We start from the raw sequence: 20,019 nt of genomic DNA on the forward strand, positions 1-20,019 counted from the left end.
TTGGCCGAACTAAAGGAGGCAGTCAGAGTGAAGACAAGACAGACACGTGATCAAGTCGCTGTCGAGTATACGTGGAACCTGAACGATCTGTTTGAGAGCCAGGAAGCGTGGGAGCAAGAATTACTAGAAATTATACAGCATCTGCCTGTCGTCACTGCATTCAAAGGTCAGCTGCATACAAGTGGAGAGACGTTGTTGGCATGCTTGGAGGCAAACGAGGCGATCAATGTTCGGGCGAATATCGCAGCGACGTATGCCAGACTGCGGTCGTCTGAAGATGGGACGAATCCACAAAACCAAGCGAACTCTGCACGGGTAGGGGATGTATTGTCCCAGCTGAACGCTGCGCTTTCTTTTATACCTTCCGAGATTTTGGCTTTGCCTGAAGGAAAAATCGAGAGCTTCTTGAAGGAAGAACCAGGACTCGAAATTTTCCGCAAAAGCTTGAATGATTTGCTGGAAACAAAGCCGTACCGACTGTCTGCCGAGACGGAAGAAGCGTTTGCGGCGATGGGCGAGGTTTTCTCGGCACCATACAACATATATGCACGTGGAAAGCTTTCGGACATGTCATTTGCACCCGTCCATGATGGTGAGGGAAATGAACGTCCAGTATCCTTCGCGCTATTTGAGACCGATTATGAAATGTCGTCCGATACTGCGCTGCGCCGTGCTTCGTACGAATCTTTCTCGAAGACACTCGCTTCATACCAAAACTCCTTCGCTGCGGTATACGCGACAGAAGTGAAAAAACAAACCGTCATGTCTCGTCTGCGTGGCTATGAGACCGTAACGGACATGCTTCTTAAGCCACAGCAAGTTACACTGGATATGTACCACAACATCCTGGATATCATCGGGAATGAACTCGCTCCGCACATGCGACGCTATGCGAAGCTCAAAGCAAAAGAGCTCGGCCTCGAAAAACTTGCCTTTTGCGATTTGAAGGCACCGCTTGATCCAGAATTCAGCCCGCCGATTACGATTGAAGAAGCTGGGCAAAAGATATTGGCATCCTTGCAAGTGATGGGACCAGAGTACACAGCGATTATGGAAAAAGCACTGAATGAACGCTGGATCGACTACGTAGACAACGTGGGCAAATCGACAGGTGCTTTCTGCTCAACGACATACAGCAAGCACTCTTACATTCTCATTACGTGGTCAGGAAATATGCGTAGTGCTTTCACGCTGGCTCATGAGCTGGGGCACTGCGGACATTTTATGCTGGCGACAAGGGAGCAAAGCTTTACGAACTCTCGTCCATCGCTGTACTTTATCGAAGCGCCTTCTACACTCAATGAGCTCTTGCTCGCGCAGCACATCGTGGAGCAATCCGACGATCCTCGTCTGAAGCGTTGGGTCATTTTGCAATTGATGAACACGTATTACCACAACTTTGTCACGCATCTGCTAGAAGCGAGAATGCAACGAAAAGTGTACGAAGCAGCGCAAAAAGACGTACCATTGACTGCCAAACAGCTCTCCGAATGGAAAGGGCAAGTGCTCGCAGACTTCTGGGGTGATGCCGTTGATTTGGACGCTGCCGCGAGTCTTACATGGATGCGCCAACCGCACTATTACATGGGGCTGTATCCGTACACTTACGCAGCTGGTTTAACCGCTTCTACAGCAATGGCAGCGAGCATCAAGCAAGAGGGACAGCCTGCCGTTGATCGTTGGATCGAGGTGCTTAAAGCCGGGGGAACACTAACGCCGCTGGAGCTAATGAAAAAAGCTGGCGTGGATATGTCAGAACCGCAGCCAATCCGCGAGGCTGTCGCATATGTCGGCAGTCTGGTTGACGAGCTGGAAAGACTGTTTTAACCTGATAAAAGAAGAAAAGGCTTGTGATCGCGAGGAATCACAAGCCTTTTGATTTGATTAAGCAAGAAGGAGTAGTCATCATGACCGAATTTACGCAGCGCGCACTAAAAATCATTGCCGGGATTCCAGCGGGCCATGTCATGACGTATGGGCAAGTTGCTGCGTTGTCCGGGAGTCCGAGAGCTGCCAGACAAATCGTTCGCATCCTTCATTCCATGTCCAAAAAGCACAAGCTTCCTTGGCATCGGGTCATCAACGCCCAAGGAAAGATCGGATTGCAAGATTTGGATTCGTTCACGCTGCAAAAAATGGCGTTGGAAAGTGAAGGGATAGTCGTGTCAGCAGCAGGAGAAATAGAGTTGGAGCGTTATCAGTTTCACCCACATGTAGTGGATGAGCCGGTATTCTAGTATCCTACCTCTACGGAAGCAATGACGATATAGGCAAGGTCGTTCTTGTCCTCTTTTTCAGCGATCACGACGCCGCTGCTCGTCAGCATGCCGCCATCGACGATCTCGAAGGAGACTTCCCCGTAAGGCAGTGCTTTACGAACCGTTTCCAAGTCGAGCTTGTCCTTGTCAGCAGGAACGGCAAGTCTCACATTTACTTTCATGTTATGGATATCGTTTCCTGGCAGGACAGAACGCAGTCCAGGCATCGAATTATGATGGATGGCATTTTGAACAGCGCGGACTGCGGCTTTGGTGACGTTTTGTCCATGCATGTCGATACCCATTCCTATTTCAATAAACATTACTTTTTCCATTGGCTTGTTCACTCCTGTTTCATTCTACTTTTCTACCATCCTTATCTTACCACGAAAAGGAATGGTTTTTTCTCTCATCTGTATTGTGTTTATCGTCAAGACATGTCATCATAACATGTTGGCATCTATGCTTGACGATTCTTTTCATTATTGGAGGCCGGTCACAATTGGAACGTTATCCTTTTGCCTACGATCCGTCCCAGCCGTTCATCTCTCAGGTGAGTGATTGGGTAGCGGACGTTTTTTATGAAGTATTGCCTGAGGCTGGATTCGAGGTGCGTGATGAGCAAATCTACATGGCCTTTCAGCTTGAACGGGCTTTTATAGAAAAGCAAACGATTTTTGCAGAGGCGGGAGTAGGCACGGGAAAAACATTGGCTTACTTGCTGTACGCCATCTGCTATGCACGATATACGAGAAAGCCCGCCATCATTGCCTGTGCGAATGAGTCGCTGATTGAGCAGCTCGTAAAACCGGAAGGCGATATTGCCAAACTGGCTCGCCATCTCAACCTGACGATTGACGCGAGACTCGGAAAATCTCCGGACCAATATGTCTGTTTGCGCAAGCTGGATGAGGCGAGATTCCAGCCTGAGACAGGGGAAGCTTTCCAGCATATTTATCAAGAGCTGCCATCATTTGTTCATACACATGAGGCCTTGCAGTCGTTTTACCCGTACGGGGATCGAAGCACCTATCCTGACCTGGATGACCAAGAATGGGCGCAGATGAACTGGGATACTTTTCAGGATTGCTTTGTGTGCGACAGACAGCACCGCTGTGGGCAGACTCTTTCCAGAAATCATTACCGGCAATCAGCCGATTTGATCATTTGCTCCCATGACTTCTATATGGAGCACGTGTGGACCTATGAGATCCGCAAGCGCGGAGGTCAGCTACCATTGCTGCCACCGCATAGCTCGGTCATTTTTGACGAGGGTCATCTGCTGGAGCCTGCTGCCCAAAAAGCACTGACGTACAAGCTGAATCACTCCGTGTTCGAAGAAACGATTACACGTGTCTTGAAGGGTGAGATCAGGGAAGAGCTCGCTATTGCCATTGAAGAAGCCATTGCTCAGAGCGAGGAGATGTTCTCCCGATTGAACGAAGAGAGCAAGGCTGTGATGGGCTCCAACCGCAAAGAAATTCACTTTCATCCGGAACTCATTGCAACCATCCACCGTTTTACAAATCTCGTCAGTTGGATTGAAGAAGAGCTGGCGTTAGAGGGTGGTCTGTATACATTGGACGAGTTCCAACTGCGAATTGTCGAAGAGCATCTGGAAATGATGCAGCTAGCACTGGGACTTTTCCAAGACCCCGATCACGTCATTTCCTGGATGAGTGAAGAGATTACAGGGCCAACCTTGGTCGTCATGCCAAAAAAGGTGCAGGAAGTACTGGAAGAGCGCGTATTCTCTCAAAAGATGCCGATTGTCTTTTCGTCAGCGACTCTATCAGTTGATGGAACATTCAAGTATGTGGCGGACAGCTTGGGCATTGAGCAATACCTGTCGTTCTCGGTGGCTTCTCCGTACGAGTACGACAAGCAAATGGAGGTTTACGTACCGACACTCTCTGCGATCGACTCATTTGCGGAAAAAATGAGCCAGGCTACCCAATTGCTGCAAAAATCAGCGGGTAGTGCGCTGTTGTTGTTTTCCTCCATGGAGGAATTACAGCAATTCAAGGCGGCAATCAAAAACGAGCCTTCCTGTACGGATCTGCGATTCTTGTTTGAAGGAGATGCGGAAATCAGCCATCTGATCTCTCAGTTCCAAAACGACGAGAAAAGCAGCCTTTGTGCGGTGAGTCTGTGGGAAGGGCTAGATGTTCCGGGGCCATCGCTGTCCAATGTGATCATTTGGTCACTGCCATTCCCGCCGAATGATCCGGTGTTTACAGCAAAACGAAAAAGTGCAGCGAATCCTTTCGACGAGGTAGATATGCCTTACATGCTGCTGAGACTGCGTCAAGGCATCGGGCGTTTGATCCGTTCGAGAGAGGACAGCGGTTTGGTATCGATCTTGAGTCCGCAATTGAGCCAAAATGACCAGCTGAGACAGCAAGTTCAGGATGTTTTTCCGACTGGCGTAGAGTGGAAAACGTCTTTGAACGGTGTATTGGCGTAATAAAAAAGCAGGAGCCTGGGTGGCTTCCTGCTTTTTTTATGGTTATTCAGGCATGTTGCCGACAGTAGGGTCAACGACGAAATCTGGCTTGAAGCCTTCATATTTTACTTCGGATACCATTCCTTGCGCAGCATGGCCCAAATCGTGGCAGTGGAACATCCAGTCTCCTGGATTGTCAGCTTCAAAGGCGACTACATAAGATTCACCCGGCAAAATGTTCAGTGTATCTTTGACCAGAGGGGAGCCTGTGATAGGCTGTCCGTTTTTGCTTAATACTTGGAAGAAATGTCCGTGCAAATGCATCGGGTGGATATCTTTTGGTGATTTGTTCACCATCGTGACTTTGACCAGATTGCCTTTTTTGACGTTGAGTGGAGGGACATCCGGGAACGTTTTTCCATTGATGGTAAAGGCCATTTTTCCATCTGCCGTCTCCGTGTTCAAATCCATTTGATACGTGATGTCATACTTTTGCTCTAGTGTGAAGCTGCTTTTTGCCGCCTCGCCGTATTTGGTAATGTCTATCGTTGGCATGTCACCAGCTTCAGATTTGGCTGTTTTTGTTTCCGAGCCTTCGTAGACGATGGGTACGACAAGCGACTTGGCGCCTGGATTTGTGCTGCGCTCCTCTAATAACCATTTACCAGGATTGTTTGCGACAAATTCGAGATCATATCGTTCTCCTGGCCCGATATTGAGGAGTTGGCCTCCTACGAGGGGTGGATTATTGATGGGTTGCCCGTCTGTTGCTACGATTTTAAATTCATGACCTTGCAGGTTCAGCTTGTGGTTCAAGTATCCGGCATTGATCAGGCGGATTCTGACCTTCTCTCCCTCTTTAACAGATAGAGGCTGGATTGCCGGGCCTGTTTTTCCGTTCACTGAAAAGATCGTATACATCAACGGCATCATCTCAGCGTCACTCATAGGCATCTGCGTACCGGCCATGTTGTGACCACCAGAGGACGAGCTATCGGAAGAAGGGGCACTCATGCCGTGGCTCATACCACTTCCGTGCATTTCCGCCATGCTATCGTCCTGCATCCATTCATCCAGAACGAGGGTAAAGTCCTTATCAGCTGGCTCGGGGGTAGTCGGTTCTACCACTAGTGAACCATACAAGCCTTTGTCTACCTGCTTGGCGCTGTTTTGATGCGAGTGGTACCAGTATGTCCCGGCAACGTCCACCTTGAATTTGTAGGTGAAGCTTTCGTTTGGTTTTACGGCATTTTGGGTTACGCCAGGGATTCCGTCCATGTTATTCGGGACGGGTAAGCCATGCCAGTGAATGGTGACCGGCTCGGGCAATTCGTTTTTCAACGTTACACTGATGGTTTCCCCTTGTTTGACACGAAGCTGTGGACCTGGAACGGTGCCATTGTACGTCCATGCGTTTTTCATGGTCTTGTCATCAAGGTGGAGCATATTTTCTTTTGCCGTAAGGGTAAATGTATTGCCTGTAAGCACCTCCATCGACGAGTCGCTGGATGCAGACATTTGTTGCGGTTGCGTTTCTGTTGTTGTTTGTGGGGAAGAACTCATGTTGTGTCCGTTATGATCCATCGTGGTATTGTCAGTGGCAGTGGAGCATGCGGATAACAGCAAAACGCCACCTAGAACCAAGGGATAAGCCCATGGGCGTATTTTCCGTTTGTTCATGTGCACTTTTCCTCCTTTGAGCTGTTGGAGAAAGCGTACCAAACGATTGTGTAGAAAACATGAAGACGGGATGTATGACACTTCTGTTACGCATTGTGCAAAAATGGGAAAGTAAGCGTGAACAAATGCTATAATGGAGTATCGTACATACAAGTAATCAGTAGAATCGGACAGGGATGGTGTTCACGTTTGGGTAACGTAGATTTTGCGAGCTTGCCTTGGAATGTTTTTTGGGTTGGAGTCGCTTACTTTTTGGTCACAGGAGTCTTTTTCTGTCTTGGATTTATGCGGTTGCTTTCCGAACGGGTGAAAAGTGGCATCGTATGCATGGTGATTGCGGTTGTCAGCGGTGGTTTTTTCTTGAATTATTTGTTTACTCATCATATTTAACTTAGGATAATCAAGCGAAAATCCTCGTCGGTGCTGGTAATCGATGGGGATTTTATTTTTGTCTTGTGTTTCCCGTTTCGATTGGCGAAAATGGTAGTGATAGGGGAATGACCGTGGTTGATGTGCTTTACTTCGGGGGATACCGATTCCAAAGCAATTCCTCACAAATTGGAAGAGACGATACATACAAGCTTTTGGATTTGGCATTACATCAAGCAGAAACTTATTGGCTCAAAGGTTTATCAACTAATGACAATCAGGAATGTCAATACAACTCTCAAAAAATTAAAACGGATGCAGGCTATTGATCCGTAAATCTTTTGTGACAAGTAAACACGTTGCATTTTGCATCTGACAGTGGTGGTCTGCGATGATCTACATTCGTGAAGCTGATGGGGGAAAGTATACCAGCAGCTTCTTTTTTTGTCCCGCGTTTTTACCGGGAAAAAACATGTTCAGAATGTAAACAGTTTGTAACGAGTTATCCCCCGAAACCGTCATATAATCAGGTTACAAACAACTATTCAGCAAGAGTCTAACGTAAGACAAGGACCGGGTAATTTCCTTGTGAGACCATCCAATATAAGGAAGGTGTGGTGCATATATAAGGGAGTAAGTGACCAGAAAACAACGAGATAGTGAGTAGTTCATCACATCCTGAATACGGGCAACGATGATGGGAAGAATTCATTTTCCATAAAGATAATGAACGAGACCAACCCCGTTTTCGCACGATTCCAGAAACAGGGGTTTTTGCATTCATAGAGCACGCAATTCCCGATGTGTAATGACTGCCCCCAACAACAAATGATGAAAACAGAACGGAAGTAAAAGGGGAGAATGCAGATGTTTTGCATGGCGAGCACGAAGAATCACCATAAAAAAATGAAAAGGACGATGGGTACGAAAAGAATCAATAATCAGAACGAATTAATCACTCGCCAACATGCAACGATAGGAGGCCACCAGCATGCCTGAACCGATCAAAGGCTCCAGCAGCCGATACATGGCTGGGATCGACGGGCTTCGTGCACTGGCGGTACTCGCAGTCATTATTTATCACTTGAATTACGACTGGGCACCCGGGGGATTGCTGGGTGTCGGTATTTTCTTCGTTTTATCGGGATATTTAATTACAGACTTATTAATTGCAGAATGGAATCGGAATGGCAGACTCGACATGAAAGACTTTTGGTTGCGCCGTGCCAAAAGACTGCTCCCAGCGCTTTTCCTCATGCTGTTTGTGGTAGTGGCAGGGGTGGCTATCTTTTCGCCAGACCAGTTGGATACCATCCGCGGAGATGTTGGAGCAGCCGTTCTGTACGTGAGTAACTGGTGGCTTGTTTTTCATGACGTTTCTTATTTTGAAAAATTCGGTCCACCTTCACCATTAGGTCATCTGTGGTCATTGGCAGTAGAAGAACAATTTTATGTCATTTGGCCGCTGGTACTCGCTCTAGGACTAGGCTTCCTGAAGCGCAGGGGGCCAATCATGATCATTACTTTGGCGCTGGCTGCACTATCCGCCATCTCCATGGCCGTTTTGTATGAGCCAGGTCTTGATCCGAGTCGTGTTTATTACGGAACGGACACACGGGTATTCGGGTTGTTGATCGGTGCCGCACTCGCCATGATGTGGCCGAGTCGCTTGCTTACGACGAACATTTCACAAAAAGCGCGGATTACGCTTGATCTAAGCGGTCTCTTGAGCTTAGGGATTCTTTTGTACAGCATTTGGAACACGAATCAATATGATGATTATTTGTACGAGGGCGGGCTAGTCCTCTTGTCGGTTGTCAGTGCCGTGCTGGTCGCAGTACTCGCACATCCTGCAAGCAGCTTGGCAAAATGGATGGGCTGCAAGCCATTGCGTTGGATCGGCGTTCGTTCTTACGGGATTTATTTGTGGCACTACCCTGTTATCGTTTGGACGAATCCGTTTTTAGCGGAAAGGGAGTGGATGGCGGTACCTGGAGCGGTTTTGCAGCTCCTCGCGAGCATTTTGCTGGCATCGTTGTCATGGAAATATCTCGAAGAGCCTATTCGCTACGGTGCCTTAGGCAGAATCTGGCATCGTTCCAATAAGGCCGGACAGAAAACAAAACGGTTAAACCGTGTATTGGCTACTGGTTGCGCGATTGCTCTTTGTGTCACGTATTATGGGATCGCTTCGCTCACGTCAGATGCGACCGCTGGAAATGTGACGCAGCCAACGCAGACGGTCACTGAGACAAAGGTCCCCGACAAGCCACATGGTCCTGAGGTACCAATCGTAGAGAAGAAGCCGGAAACGGTTCAAAAACCAGCTACTCCACCTACAAAGCCGAAAAACGAGCAGAAGCCAAATAACAACGCACAAAAGCAGAAGCCTGTGGAGAAGCAGAAAGATTCGAATGCTTCCAAACAGCCTGACCAAAAACAGGAACCGCTAAAAGCGATAGGCTCCGGTAAAGGAATCACGGTGATTGGTGACTCTGTCATGCTTGATGTGGCTCCTCACCTGGAGAAGCTATTGCCAGGAATCGTCGTGGATGCCAAAATCGGAAGACAAATGTCGCAGGCTCCTGACCTGATTGCCCAGCTCAAGGCAAAAGGGCAATTGGGAAATCGCGTCGTGATTGAATTGGGCTCAAATGGCGCATTTAGTAAAGGGCAGCTCGATAAGCTGCTGCAATCGCTGGATGGTGTCGAGCAAATCATTCTCGTCAACTCTCGCGTACCTAAACCGTGGGAAAGCGTCGTGAATAAGATGCTGGCGGAAACTGCTGCATCCCATCCGCATGTCGTTCTTGTGGATTGGTATACGGCAAGTGAAGGGCAAAGCTCTTACTTTTACAAAGACGGTGTTCACCCGAATAAGGAAGGCTCGCAAAAATACGCGGCACTCGTGGCGAGTGCAATCGCGCCGACAGAGCCAGAGAAGAAGCCGGAAGTGAAAGAGGAAGAGAAAGCGGAAGAGACGGCAGTAGAAGAGGCAGGGCAGATGGAAGGGGCACTAGAGGCAACTGAGGAACCCCCTTTGGAAGAAATGGTACAATAAAACAAGGGAAGACCAGTGAACCAACTCGTTCGCTGGTCTTTTTTATGTGACAGTGCGTACAACCTAACATAATTTCCATCAAACTATAGCAGATCAGCTCATGGACTTTTTTCGCACTCTCCTGTACGATAACTAACGAAAGAATAATGCATCGGGTGAAAGAAGGAACATTCATGATTCGGTCGTACTTGCTGTTGCTTTTTTGTGTGACGCTGTGGGGCAGTAATTTTGTTTTTGGAAGCATGTTGGTCAAAGAGTTTCCTCCGCTATTTTTGGCAGATGTACGCTTGCTTTTCACATCTATGTTTCTGATCACTTACGCGTGGCTGACCAAAAAATTCGTAAAAATCACCGCTCGTGAGCTAGGACTTCTTGTATTGCTCGGATTGATCGGGACGCTGGCGAATCAAACGGCCTATTTCAACGGGCTCTTGACGACAGACGCGACAACGGCATCGTTGATTCTGTCCTTGGCGCCGATCGTCACCGCAGTGTTGGCCTCTTTGTTTTTGAAGGAGCAGTTTACCTTGCGTATGAAGATTGGGTCTGGCTTGGCTCTCTTGGGAACATTCTTCGTAGTCGGTATTGGGGCAGGACTCTCCATTTCCAAGGGAGTCTTTCTCATTGTGATTGCTATGGTCACATTCTCGTCTTCTATGATCATCATTCGCAAACTGACGCAAACCGTGCAGCCTTTTATTGCCACCGTGTACTCGACGACGGTTGGTACGTTGTTTTTGACTCCTGCGGCGCTGTTGACGATCGAGCCAGGGGCGCAGATCAGCCACGAAGTGTGGGCATGGGCGATGCTCATTTTGACCGCGATCCTCATGCAAGGAATATGTGGAATCGTCTGGAATCAACAATTAAAAGTGGTAGGGACCGGTAAAGCAGCTATTTTCCTAAACTTGCAGCCCTTTGTAGCGATGCTGGTCGGGTTTTTACTGCTTGGTTCGCAGGTGACGTCGATTCAAGTGGGAGGCTCCTTGTTGATTGTCGTGGGTGTGATTGTTGCCAGTGTTCAAAAGAAACAATCTGTTCAGCCATCTAAATCGGTATAGAGCTTACGTGCTCATAAGAAAAGGACCTGTTGCGCAGGTCCTTTTTTGCATGGAAGGAATACGAATGGACGCTATACGAATTTGTACATCAGGACATCATCTGCGTATTCATTCTCAGCCAGCTTGAATTCTTTCACTTTTCGTCCTTCTTCCACAAATCCAAGGCTTTTGTATAAAGCAATCGCTCTCAGATTGTTGGAGAACACCCCTAAGCTCACTTTTTCAATGAGCGGATGTTGCTCAGCCCAAGCTAACAACTCCTTCAATAAAACCTTGCCGATGCCCTTATTTCTGTGAGCTTTCTGGATCATCATCGTGATCGAACCTGTATGAGACAAACGGTTGCGAGCCGGAGAAACGAACACGACCATGCCAGCCAATTCATCGTTTATTTCTGCTACGAACATGGTTTCCCTGTCATTGGCGATGATGTTTTGTATCCACTCAAGCTGCTGCTCCAAGGTTTTGTCGAATTCTTCGGAAACAGCAATAAAATATTCCCCTTCATAAACCACATCACGCTGCAAAGATAAAATGGCTGCCGCATCCTCGATACGAACGAAGCGAATGGTCACTTGGTCGTCTGTATGTCTAATCAATGATTTCACCCTTCCCAAAGAAAATCCCCTTCTTTCCATCGAACATGGCTCTCTGGAAAAAGGAAGCGCAAGCAGTCGAGAAAGGAGAGGAACATCCCCTGTTCGCAGGCTTACGCTTTGTTTATCCAATATGGCCTACATTTTGAATGCTTTTCGTAATTGTGCCGACATCTCATCCAACGATTCTTGCGCTTGCTTGATGGAGGTATGGAATCCGATGAAGGAATGGATCAAGCCTTGTTCATTTCGATAGACGACATCGACACCGCTATCGCGTAGCTTGTCTGCATACGTTTTTCCGCCATCTCGCAAAGGGTCGTATTCGGCTGTAATCACCATGGCAGGAGGAAGACCAGTGAGATCGGCTCCGTTGATCGGATCAAGATATGGATTTTGGAGATCGACAGGTGGTAGATAATGAGAGAGGAACCAATTCAGCAATTCCACATCCATCAAATAGCCACTCGCATTTTCCTGCATGGATGGATAGGGAGCGGTGTCCACAATTCCTACCGCTGGATAGATTAATAATTGAAAAACGATAGGCGGGCCCTGACGCTCTTTAGCCATGAGACTCACGACTGTGGCAAAATTACCTCCGGCGCTGTCTCCGCCTACTGCTATCCGCGTTGGGTCAACCCCAAACTGATCAGCATGGTCAAAAATAAATAGGAGAGAATCATAGGCATCTTCCACTCCTGCAGGAAAAGGATGTTCAGGAGCGAGCCGATAATCGATAGAAATGACCACGCATTTTGCGTTATTTGCGAAGTTGCGACATACCGAGTCTACCGTTTCGAGATTGCCGATCACGAATCCGCCTCCATGATAGTACACGAGTGCAGGGAAGGGTGCATGTCCTTCTGGTGTGTATATACGAATCGGAATAGAACGACCTTCTAAGGGAAGCGATAGATCCTCTACCTTTTTTACCTGTTCACGTTCCTCGCCTGAAGCTCGGTTTTGATCAGTCGCCATTCGCATAATCTGTGGTGTCAATTGGTTGAAATCAACATCATGGCGTGAACGGTTGAAGACGTCTAATATTTGTTGAATCTGTGGATGAACGGGCATGTGTATGACCCCCTATTCGTATAGTATTTGGATAGCTTACATGCATGACCAGAATGGAAAGAGGAAAGAGCTGAACCTCTGAGAGAAATAACACGAGAAAAAAGCGCAAGCAATGATCCACAAAAGAAGTTTTCTGGAAATCACAAGCTTACGCCTTTCTCATGGAGAAACAATTAAGTAGTTTGTGGGGAGGGGAGTATGCGATAAATCTTCCGTGGGCGCCCCCGGTTCGTTGGCGTTTCTTCCCCAATGAGCTCAATGATGTTGTGCTCTGCAAGATCACTTAAAATTCTTCGCGCATTGCGAGGGGTCATGCCCATCCATTCTGCGATCATCGAAGCGCTGATATATTTTTGCCCCAGCGCTTTTTGGACAGAGAGGATTTTGTTAAAAGTCGTAATGCTGACACCGGCTTTTTTCAGATTTTCGCTGATTTCTTTGTCCTGTGTCCAATATTCGTAGCTGATACTGTTCGACTGACGCAGCGGTCCTTCAATCGAACCGTCATGGTCAACGAGGATCACGGCATCCTTATGGTTTTTGGCGTGACCGAGAGCGAGCTGTGCATTGCGCTCTGCAGACAATGCTGTGACACCAAAACCGATTCCCATATTCGCATGTGAATGGGTGAGCAGCTTGATTTTTTCCAATAGGATCGTGGGATGAAAATCTGGATTGTCTTCATACGATCCGCGGGTGGAAAAAATAATGAACTTGGAATTGCCGACCGCGACGAAGCTACCGGAAATCGACTCTGTGTAATCGAGTACGAGCTCTTGCAGCTTCAAGTCGAGGCGCCGTAGCTCGTACGCGTTTGCAGGTTCGTTTACGAGCTTTTCCATGTCGGATACCTCAATCAATTGAACAGCAATTTGGGAGCGCTTGAAGTGGAGCGTTTCACCCTCTTGCAGAATTTGCTTGAAAATCTCTCGAAATATAAAGCGCGTGAAGCCCATTCGGTATACTCTGATTCCTTGTCGCTTTAATTCTTCGGTGACGAAAAGCGTTCCCGTGACACAAGCGTCTACCTTGCCTTCTTGGATAAGGAGGGTGTGATAGGCTACCAATTCAGATCTCTTTCTGAATTCTTTATACGGCTTTAGGTATGGATTCTCACAGTGTAGGCCCAATTCCTCTAAAGTCTCACGAAAATGTGCTTCCGAAATGGTATCGAAGCTCACGCGATCTAAAGAAAAACCATCGCGGTATACCAATTCGAGCAATACTTTGGTCAGGACACTTGAATTGACTTGCGGATAAAAGGCTTTTTTCTTGCCGATATGCGCTTTTGCCATCGAGTAGGGGGCGACTCCAGAGAAGAACCAGATGTCTGTTTCCATATCATTTTCGGCTATATAGACAGGTACTTGTTCCACTCCTTGATAAATAAAGGAGGTGAGCAGGATGTGATCGGAAAACTCACGTCCCACAGCTACCATTGCATCTACTGAATCTTTTGGACCGACTATGCCAACTTTTATCATCAAAATGTCCTCCAAAAAAGTTAAACTACGGGATAAACAATTCGTCAGGAAGGAGACCCATCCTTTTTTCGGCATTCTAGTATGCCAGTCTTTCTTATATAGACTAAATATAACCCATCAAATGGGCATGCGAGCTGTAGCGACCACGAAATTTTAAATAGGGATGTTTTAGGGAAAAATTCCGTATTAATAGTTGTATATTTGACAACTTTCAGCAAATTCCTTTATGAATCGATGCAAAAAATAAAAAAATCAGAATTGACATTAAATAATTACGGCACTATATTGTTGAATTAAGGAATGTTTTAGGTTAATTTCCGTTAAAGGTTTCTTAAAAGGAGGGTACGTTGAATTTTCTTAATCTTTTTGCAAGTCTGGACTAGGGGGCTCTTATAAGATGTCACGTTATTTACTTAAAAGAATTCTGATGATGGTACTCACCTTGTGGATCATTGTAACGTTGACCTTTAGCCTGATGCATATGATCCCTGGTGATCCATTCGCGTCAGAGTCAGATCAGTTGCCCGAGCAAATTTTGCTGAATCTGCGTGCCAAATACAATCTAGATGAACCGCTGCCGATGCAGTATTTACTTTATCTAAAAAGTTTGGTCATGCTCGATTTAGGACCTTCTATTAAGTCGGAGACACGCGGTGTCAATGATATGATCAAAGATGGCTTCGGAGCATCTGCACTGATCGGTTTGCAAGCCATAGCGTTTGCCCTTTTTTTCGGACTTTTATTCGGAACAATTGCGGCATTAAACCGAAATACCTGGATTGATTATGCGGCAATGGTCATGGCCGTATTAGGAATTGCTGTACCCAGCTTCATTATGGCGCCATTGCTCATTAATTACTTGGCAATCAAATGGCCGTTATTCCCAGTAGCGACGCTTACCAGCTGGAAACACTCGGTTCTGCCTTCACTCGCACTTGCTTTTGGACCATTAGCCATCATTACACGCTATATGCGTACGAGTATGATCGACGTGATGAACCAGAATTACATACGGACCGCTGAGGCAAAAGGAATTCCGACTTTTCTGATAGTGATCAAGCATGGAATCCGCAACGCGATTTTGCCGATCGTTACGTTTATGGGACCGCTTATCGCGGGGTTGTTAACCGGAACGTTCGTCGTCGAAAAGATTTTTGCCGTACCGGGGATCGGCAAGTACTTCGTCGATGGTATTTTCAATCGAGATTATCCCGTTATTCTGGGAACGACAGTATTCTACAGTGCCATCTTGGTGCTCATTATCTTCTTGATTGATCTGGCCTATATGTTCATCGATCCACGAATCAAACTATCGAGCAGGGGGAGGTAGCCAATGGCGGTAGATCAATCAGTAAATGAGTTGTTTCGACCTAGAGCTCAAAAAGCAGATGGACAGATCGCTAAGATGCGACCGAGCCTGACTCATTTTCAACAAGTAACAAGAAAGCTCGTCAGAAACAAGCTGGCTATGGTGGGTTTGACCCTGATTGTTTTGCTGATGGCCATGGCGATAATTGGTCCACATCTCGTTTCGTACAGCTATTCCGATCAGAGTCTCTTGAATGCGAATCAGGAAATTTCGAGCGAGCATTGGTTCGGAACAGATGAGCTGGGGCGCGACATGTTTTCACGGACATGGTACGGAGCGCGAATTTCACTCATTATCGGAATATCGGCAGCGTTAATTGACTTGGTCATCGGAGTGACCGTTGGCGGTATTGCTGGATACATGGCCGGTCGAGGCAAAAAGGGAGACCGAATCGATACAATCATCATGCGATTGATCGAGGTCTTGTACGGTCTGCCGTACCTACTCGTGGTGATCATGCTGATGGTTGTCATGGAGCCTGGAATTGTTACCATCATCATCGCGTTGTCCGCAACCGGTTGGGTAGGGATGGCTCGTCTCGTTCGGGGGCAAATCCTGCAATTGAAAAACCAGGAGTTCATCATGGCTGCGCAAGTGCTGGGTGCCAAATTCCCTCGCATTCTGTTACGCCACCTGATTCCGAACACGATCGGAGTCATCATCGTGAACTTGACGTTTACCATTCCGTCGGCGATATTTGCAGAATCTTTCCTCAGTTTCTTGGGATTGGGTGTGCAAGCGCCAATCGCTAGCTGGGGTACGATGACTAACGATGCACTCGGCGTCATTTTGACAGGGGATTGGTGGAGACTTTTCTTCCCGGCCTTGATGATTTCTTTGACGATGTTTGCCTTCAACGTCTTCGGTGATGGCTTGCAGGACGCATTGGACCCAAGAATTCGCGAGTAACCTCGCCACGAAGATAGGAGGATCAGACATGGCGGATCATTTGCTACAAGTAGAAAACCTCCGCGTACATTTCAAAACGTACGGTGGAGAGGTACAGGCTGTACGGGGAGTTACCTTTCATGTTGATCGTGGCGAGACGCTTGCGGTAGTGGGAGAGAGCGGCTGTGGGAAGAGTGTAACCGCCCAAGCGATCATGGGCTTGATCCCGAACCCGCCGGGAAGAATCGTGGATGGTCAGATTCGTTTTGATGGAAAAGTCATCACGGGGATGAGCAAGAAGGAATTGCTTTCGGTTCGTGGAGCTGAGATTGGGATGGTCTTCCAGGACCCGATGACGGCACTGAACCCGACGATGAAGGTTGGCGCCCAGATCGTAGAGGGATTTGTTCGTACCCATCAGGTCAGCAAAGAAGAGGCACGTAAAAAAGCGATGGAGATGCTTCGACTGGTCGGTATCCCCGATCCGGAAAAACGAGTCGATCAATACCCGCATGAATTTTCCGGGGGAATGAGGCAACGTGTCGTCATCGCGATTGCACTCGCCAATAATCCAAAACTCGTCATTGCAGATGAACCGACGACAGCATTGGATGTAACGATTCAAGCACAAATATTGGACTTGCTCCGAGAATTACAGGAAAAGCAGCAGCTCTCCATCGTGATGATTACACATGATTTGGGTGTCGTAGCCGAAATCGCGCACCGGGCCGTGGTTATGTATGCAGGAATTGTGGTGGAAACAGGCAAGGTAGAGGACATTTTCGCAAATCCGAAGCATCCGTACACATGGGGCTTGATGCGCTCTCTGCCGCGGATCGATGGTGTGGAAAAGGAACGACTGGTACCGATTGAGGGAACGCCGCCAGATTTATTCCACCCGCCAAAAGGTTGTCCGTTCGCTCCGCGTTGTCAGTTTGCGATGGAAATATGCGAGCAGCAAATGCCGGACGCTTCCACATTCACCGAGGGTCACCAAGCTGCATGTTGGCTACATGATCCACGGGCACCGAAGCTGGAAGAATTGGTGGCAGCAGGGAGGCAGACTTAGATGAGCCAAGCGTTGGTTGAAGTCAAAAATCTAAAAAAGCATTTTGAGATCGGTAATGGGATTACGCTTAAGGCAGTCGACGGCGTGACCTTCACGATTAATCGCGGCGAGACGCTCGGATTAGTAGGCGAGAGTGGCTGTGGAAAGTCGACGTTGGGCAGAACGATGATTCGCCTCTATGAAAATACAGATGGAGAAGTTTTGTTCAAAGGCAAAAATGCACATCGCTTAAAAGGGAAAGAGGCAGAGCAGTTCCACCGCGACGTCCAAATGATTTTTCAAGACCCGCAAGCAAGTCTGAATCCGCGAATGACCGTCATGGACATTATTGCGGAGGGCTTGGATATTCACGGCTTGTCTCGTGGTGCAAGAGCGGATCGGGTCAAAGAATTGCTGGAGCTGGTTGGTTTGTCTAAGGAACATGCGAACCGATTCCCTCATGAATTCAGCGGTGGCCAAAGGCAGCGGATCGGGATTGCCCGGGCACTTGCGGTCGAACCGGAATTTATCATCGCGGATGAACCGATTTCAGCGCTTGATGTGTCGATTCAAGCGCAGGTCGTGAATCTATTAGAAGACTTACAGCAGGACAGGGGGCTGACTTACTTGTTTATTGCCCACGATCTGTCCATGGTGAAGCATATTTCCACTCGAATCGGAGTGATGTACCTCGGCAAAATGGTAGAAATGGCAAACAGCTTCGAGCTATACGCAAAGCCACTTCATCCATATACACAAGCGTTGCTGTCCTCCATTCCGATTCCTGATCCGACAATCAAGCGGGAGCGCATCATTTTGCAGGGCGATTTGCCGAGTCCTGCCAACGCTCCGAGCGGTTGTGTTTTCCGAACAAGATGCCCAAAGGCCATGGAGCAATGCGCGGCACAGATTCCTGAATGGCAGGAAGCCGCACCAAACCATTGGGTCGCTTGTCATCTCTATCAGTAGTTCGATTTTCTATCTTAAAATATAGGGGGAAACAACGTGAAGAAATTAGCTGCCTTTGCCCTGTCGCTCTCGCTCGTCATTCCGGCTCTAGCTGGTTGCGGCGGTAGTGGCGAGTCAACATCGACTGGAGGTACCACTACCCCAGGCGTTGCTGCCAAACAAGAAGTTGTGTTCAATTCCAAGTCCGAGCCACCAGATTTGAACCCACTCACGTCAACGGATACGACGTCCTTCTGGATCATGGATCACTTGGGGGAAGGTCTGTACACCAAGGACAAGGATGGCAATCCAATCTTGGGAGTAGCGAAGGAAGTGAAGCTGTCGGATGACAAGCTGAAGTATACGTTCATTTTGCGCGATGATGCGAAGTGGACCAATGGTGAGCCGGTTACCGCAGAGGATTTTGCCTACACGTATATGAAGCATCTTGATCCGGCAACAGCTTCGACCTCTGCTTATCTGCTCTACTACATCAAAGGTGGAGAAGCGTACAATAAGGGTACTGGAAAAGCAGAAGATGTAGGCATCAAGGCAGTCGATGCAAAAACGCTCGAAATCGAGCTGGTCGCACCTACCTCGTACTTTGACAAAATGCTGGCTACCCGTTACTGGCACCCAATCAACAAGAAGCAAGCAGAAGCGAATCCAAAATGGGCAGCAGATGCAGACAGCTACATCTCCAACGGCGCTTACAAGCTCGTTTCCTGGAAGCATGACTCCGAGCTCGTAATTGAAAAGAACGAGCATTATTGGAACAAAGCTGACGTAAAAATGGATAAGATCACATGGAAAATGGTGAATGACGCCACGACTGCCTATCAGATGTACAAGAGTGGCGAGCTCGACTTTAACAAAGAGATGCCGTCTGACATCCTCGCGCAAGAAAAATCGAGCCCAGATTTCAAATCCGTTCCTTACTATGGTACGTACATGTACATGTTTAACGTAACGAAAGAACCGTTTACGAATAAAAAGGTCCGTAAAGCTTTCGCAATGTCGCTCGACCGTAAAGCGCTGTCCGAAATGGTAAGCCAAGGCGGAGAGACACCAGCGTACTCCATGGTACCTCGCGGAGCGGTACAACCAAACGGAAAAGACTTCCGCGAAGAGGGCGGAGACTACTTCAAAGAAGATTACGAAGCGGCGAAGAAGTTGCTGGCTGAAGGTATGCAAGAAGAAGGCTGGTCCACACTGCCAGATGTTACACTCATGTACAACACCGATGAAAGCCACAAGAAAATAGCGCAAGCGATCCAAGAAATGCTCAAGAAAAACTTGGGCGTAGAAGTGAAAATGACAAACCAAGAGTGGAAAGTGTATCTGGATACAACGAAACAAAAGAACTATCAAATGGGCCGTATGGGCTGGGTAGGTCAAATCAACGACCCTGCGTTTAACCTTGACTACTATTTGGGTGAAAGCCCGAACAACCGTACTGGTTGGGTGAACAAAGAGTATGATCAGTTGAATATGGCGGCAAAAGTTGAGCAAGACCCGAACAAGCGTATGGAACTGCTTCACCAGGCAGAAGCCATTTTGATGGATGAAATGCCGTTCATTCCAGTTTACCACTACCAGCAAAACTATTTGGTGAAACCGAATCTGGAAGGTCTCAATTTCCCAGTTAACGCGTTCCCAAGCGCTCGCTGGGCAACCAAAAAATAGAAAAAAAGAGGAGCTTCTCCTCTTTTTTCTCTTTACATACTCCAAGGA

General features: G+C 47.7%; 17 protein-coding genes. 12 read left to right on the top strand and 5 right to left on the bottom strand.

Going from position 1 to position 20,019, the window contains the following annotated elements:
- Window positions 1-27: 27 nt before the first annotated feature.
- Both pepF and ACFVS2_RS03065 read left to right on the top strand, forming a co-directional pair.
- Window positions 28-1,827, top strand: coding sequence for an oligoendopeptidase F (gene pepF / locus ACFVS2_RS03060; RefSeq protein WP_390230732.1), 1,800 nt, complete (start codon window positions 28-30; stop codon window positions 1,825-1,827).
- A gap of 80 nt (window positions 1,828-1,907) precedes the next feature.
- Window positions 1,908-2,237 (top strand): MGMT family protein, encoded by a 330-nt coding sequence (locus ACFVS2_RS03065; protein WP_390230735.1) that lies wholly within the window; start codon window positions 1,908-1,910, stop codon window positions 2,235-2,237.
- Here the strand turns inward: ACFVS2_RS03065 and ACFVS2_RS03070 are convergent.
- Entirely contained in the window at window positions 2,234-2,593 is a 360-nt protein-coding gene (locus tag ACFVS2_RS03070; RefSeq protein WP_048032795.1) for a Lin0512 family protein, read from the bottom strand. The two genes, ACFVS2_RS03065 and ACFVS2_RS03070, sit on opposite strands and share 4 nt — an antisense overlap.
- A 167-nt stretch (window positions 2,594-2,760) precedes the next feature.
- On the opposite strand from ACFVS2_RS03070, the gene ACFVS2_RS03075 reads away from it, so the two are divergent.
- On the top strand, window positions 2,761-4,725 hold the full coding sequence (locus ACFVS2_RS03075) for an ATP-dependent DNA helicase (RefSeq protein ID WP_390230739.1): 1,965 nt from the start codon (window positions 2,761-2,763) through the stop codon (window positions 4,723-4,725).
- A 42-nt stretch (window positions 4,726-4,767) separates the two neighbouring features.
- On the opposite strand, the gene ACFVS2_RS03080 is transcribed toward ACFVS2_RS03075, so the two are convergent.
- Window positions 4,768-6,384 carry a multicopper oxidase family protein gene (locus ACFVS2_RS03080; protein ID WP_390230742.1) on the bottom strand — a complete coding sequence of 539 codons (1,617 nt, stop codon included), beginning with the start codon at window positions 6,382-6,384 and terminating at the stop codon, window positions 4,768-4,770.
- A gap of 117 nt (window positions 6,385-6,501) precedes the next feature.
- On the opposite strand from ACFVS2_RS03080, the gene ACFVS2_RS03085 reads away from it, so the two are divergent.
- The 4 genes from ACFVS2_RS03085 to ACFVS2_RS03100 all read left to right on the top strand — a co-directional run bounded on the left by ACFVS2_RS03085 (window position 6,502) and on the right by ACFVS2_RS03100 (window position 10,875).
- Window positions 6,502-6,774 carry a hypothetical protein gene (locus ACFVS2_RS03085; RefSeq protein WP_255322385.1) on the top strand — a complete coding sequence of 91 codons (273 nt, stop codon included), beginning with the start codon at window positions 6,502-6,504 and terminating at the stop codon, window positions 6,772-6,774.
- Window positions 6,775-6,887: 113 nt separating this feature from the next.
- On the top strand, window positions 6,888-7,082 hold the full coding sequence (locus ACFVS2_RS03090) for a hypothetical protein (protein WP_390230746.1): 195 nt from the start codon (window positions 6,888-6,890) through the stop codon (window positions 7,080-7,082).
- Window positions 7,083-7,744: 662 nt separating this feature from the next.
- Window positions 7,745-9,814 carry an acyltransferase family protein gene (locus tag ACFVS2_RS03095; protein WP_390230749.1) on the top strand — a complete coding sequence of 690 codons (2,070 nt, stop codon included), beginning with the start codon at window positions 7,745-7,747 and terminating at the stop codon, window positions 9,812-9,814.
- A gap of 173 nt (window positions 9,815-9,987) precedes the next feature.
- Window positions 9,988-10,875 (top strand): DMT family transporter, encoded by an 888-nt coding sequence (locus ACFVS2_RS03100; protein ID WP_173617781.1) that lies wholly within the window; start codon window positions 9,988-9,990, stop codon window positions 10,873-10,875.
- Between the two features lie 71 nt (window positions 10,876-10,946).
- On the opposite strand, the gene ACFVS2_RS03105 is transcribed toward ACFVS2_RS03100, so the two are convergent.
- From ACFVS2_RS03105 to ACFVS2_RS03115, 3 genes are all read right to left on the bottom strand, one after another.
- The gene (locus tag ACFVS2_RS03105) at window positions 10,947-11,474 is read right to left on the bottom strand and encodes a GNAT family N-acetyltransferase (protein WP_390230753.1); all 528 of its coding nucleotides are present in this window, start codon (window positions 11,472-11,474) and stop codon (window positions 10,947-10,949) included.
- Between the two features lie 135 nt (window positions 11,475-11,609).
- The gene (locus ACFVS2_RS03110) at window positions 11,610-12,548 is read right to left on the bottom strand and encodes an alpha/beta hydrolase (protein WP_390230756.1); all 939 of its coding nucleotides are present in this window, start codon (window positions 12,546-12,548) and stop codon (window positions 11,610-11,612) included.
- A 173-nt stretch (window positions 12,549-12,721) separates the two neighbouring features.
- Window positions 12,722-14,032, bottom strand: coding sequence for a helix-turn-helix domain-containing protein (locus tag ACFVS2_RS03115; RefSeq protein ID WP_390230759.1), 1,311 nt, complete (start codon window positions 14,030-14,032; stop codon window positions 12,722-12,724).
- A gap of 397 nt (window positions 14,033-14,429) precedes the next feature.
- On the opposite strand from ACFVS2_RS03115, the gene ACFVS2_RS03120 reads away from it, so the two are divergent.
- The 5 genes from ACFVS2_RS03120 to ACFVS2_RS03140 are packed head-to-tail and all read left to right on the top strand — an operon-like array spanning window position 14,430 to window position 19,971.
- Window positions 14,430-15,362: an ABC transporter permease gene (locus tag ACFVS2_RS03120; RefSeq protein WP_390230762.1), complete on the top strand. Its 933-nt coding sequence runs from the start codon at window positions 14,430-14,432 to the stop codon at window positions 15,360-15,362.
- A 3-nt stretch (window positions 15,363-15,365) separates the two neighbouring features.
- The gene (locus tag ACFVS2_RS03125) at window positions 15,366-16,310 is read left to right on the top strand and encodes an ABC transporter permease (RefSeq protein WP_390230765.1); all 945 of its coding nucleotides are present in this window, start codon (window positions 15,366-15,368) and stop codon (window positions 16,308-16,310) included.
- 28 nt (window positions 16,311-16,338) lie between these two features.
- Window positions 16,339-17,358 (top strand): ABC transporter ATP-binding protein, encoded by a 1,020-nt coding sequence (locus ACFVS2_RS03130; protein WP_144615850.1) that lies wholly within the window; start codon window positions 16,339-16,341, stop codon window positions 17,356-17,358.
- A complete protein-coding gene (locus tag ACFVS2_RS03135) occupies window positions 17,359-18,306 on the top strand; it encodes an ABC transporter ATP-binding protein (RefSeq protein WP_390230769.1) in 948 nt (315 codons plus the stop codon).
- A gap of 36 nt (window positions 18,307-18,342) precedes the next feature.
- Window positions 18,343-19,971: a peptide ABC transporter substrate-binding protein gene (locus ACFVS2_RS03140; protein WP_390230772.1), complete on the top strand. Its 1,629-nt coding sequence runs from the start codon at window positions 18,343-18,345 to the stop codon at window positions 19,969-19,971.
- The last annotated feature ends 48 nt before the right edge of the window (window positions 19,972-20,019 follow it).

The organism is Brevibacillus sp. NPDC058079, from assembly GCF_042885155.1.
Classification (GTDB): Bacteria; Bacillota; Bacilli; order Brevibacillales; family Brevibacillaceae; genus Brevibacillus.

Bases quoted from the DNA above. Each gene is read 5' to 3' on its own strand.
- ACFVS2_RS03065 (WP_390230735.1), top strand. From the start codon at position 1,908: ATGACCGAATTTACGCAGCGCGCACTAAAAATCATTGCCGGGATTCCA.
- ACFVS2_RS03070 (WP_048032795.1), bottom strand. From the start codon at position 2,593: ATGGAAAAAGTAATGTTTATTGAAATAGGAATGGGTATCGACATGCAT.
- ACFVS2_RS03080 (WP_390230742.1), bottom strand. From the start codon at position 6,384: ATGAACAAACGGAAAATACGCCCATGGGCTTATCCCTTGGTTCTAGGT.
- ACFVS2_RS03095 (WP_390230749.1), top strand. From the start codon at position 7,745: ATGCCTGAACCGATCAAAGGCTCCAGCAGCCGATACATGGCTGGGATC.
- ACFVS2_RS03100 (WP_173617781.1), top strand. From the start codon at position 9,988: ATGATTCGGTCGTACTTGCTGTTGCTTTTTTGTGTGACGCTGTGGGGC.
- ACFVS2_RS03110 (WP_390230756.1), bottom strand. From the start codon at position 12,548: ATGCCCGTTCATCCACAGATTCAACAAATATTAGACGTCTTCAACCGT.
- ACFVS2_RS03115 (WP_390230759.1), bottom strand. From the start codon at position 14,032: ATGATAAAAGTTGGCATAGTCGGTCCAAAAGATTCAGTAGATGCAATG.
- ACFVS2_RS03120 (WP_390230762.1), top strand. From the start codon at position 14,430: ATGTCACGTTATTTACTTAAAAGAATTCTGATGATGGTACTCACCTTG.
- ACFVS2_RS03125 (WP_390230765.1), top strand. From the start codon at position 15,366: ATGGCGGTAGATCAATCAGTAAATGAGTTGTTTCGACCTAGAGCTCAA.
- ACFVS2_RS03130 (WP_144615850.1), top strand. From the start codon at position 16,339: ATGGCGGATCATTTGCTACAAGTAGAAAACCTCCGCGTACATTTCAAA.
- ACFVS2_RS03135 (WP_390230769.1), top strand. From the start codon at position 17,359: ATGAGCCAAGCGTTGGTTGAAGTCAAAAATCTAAAAAAGCATTTTGAG.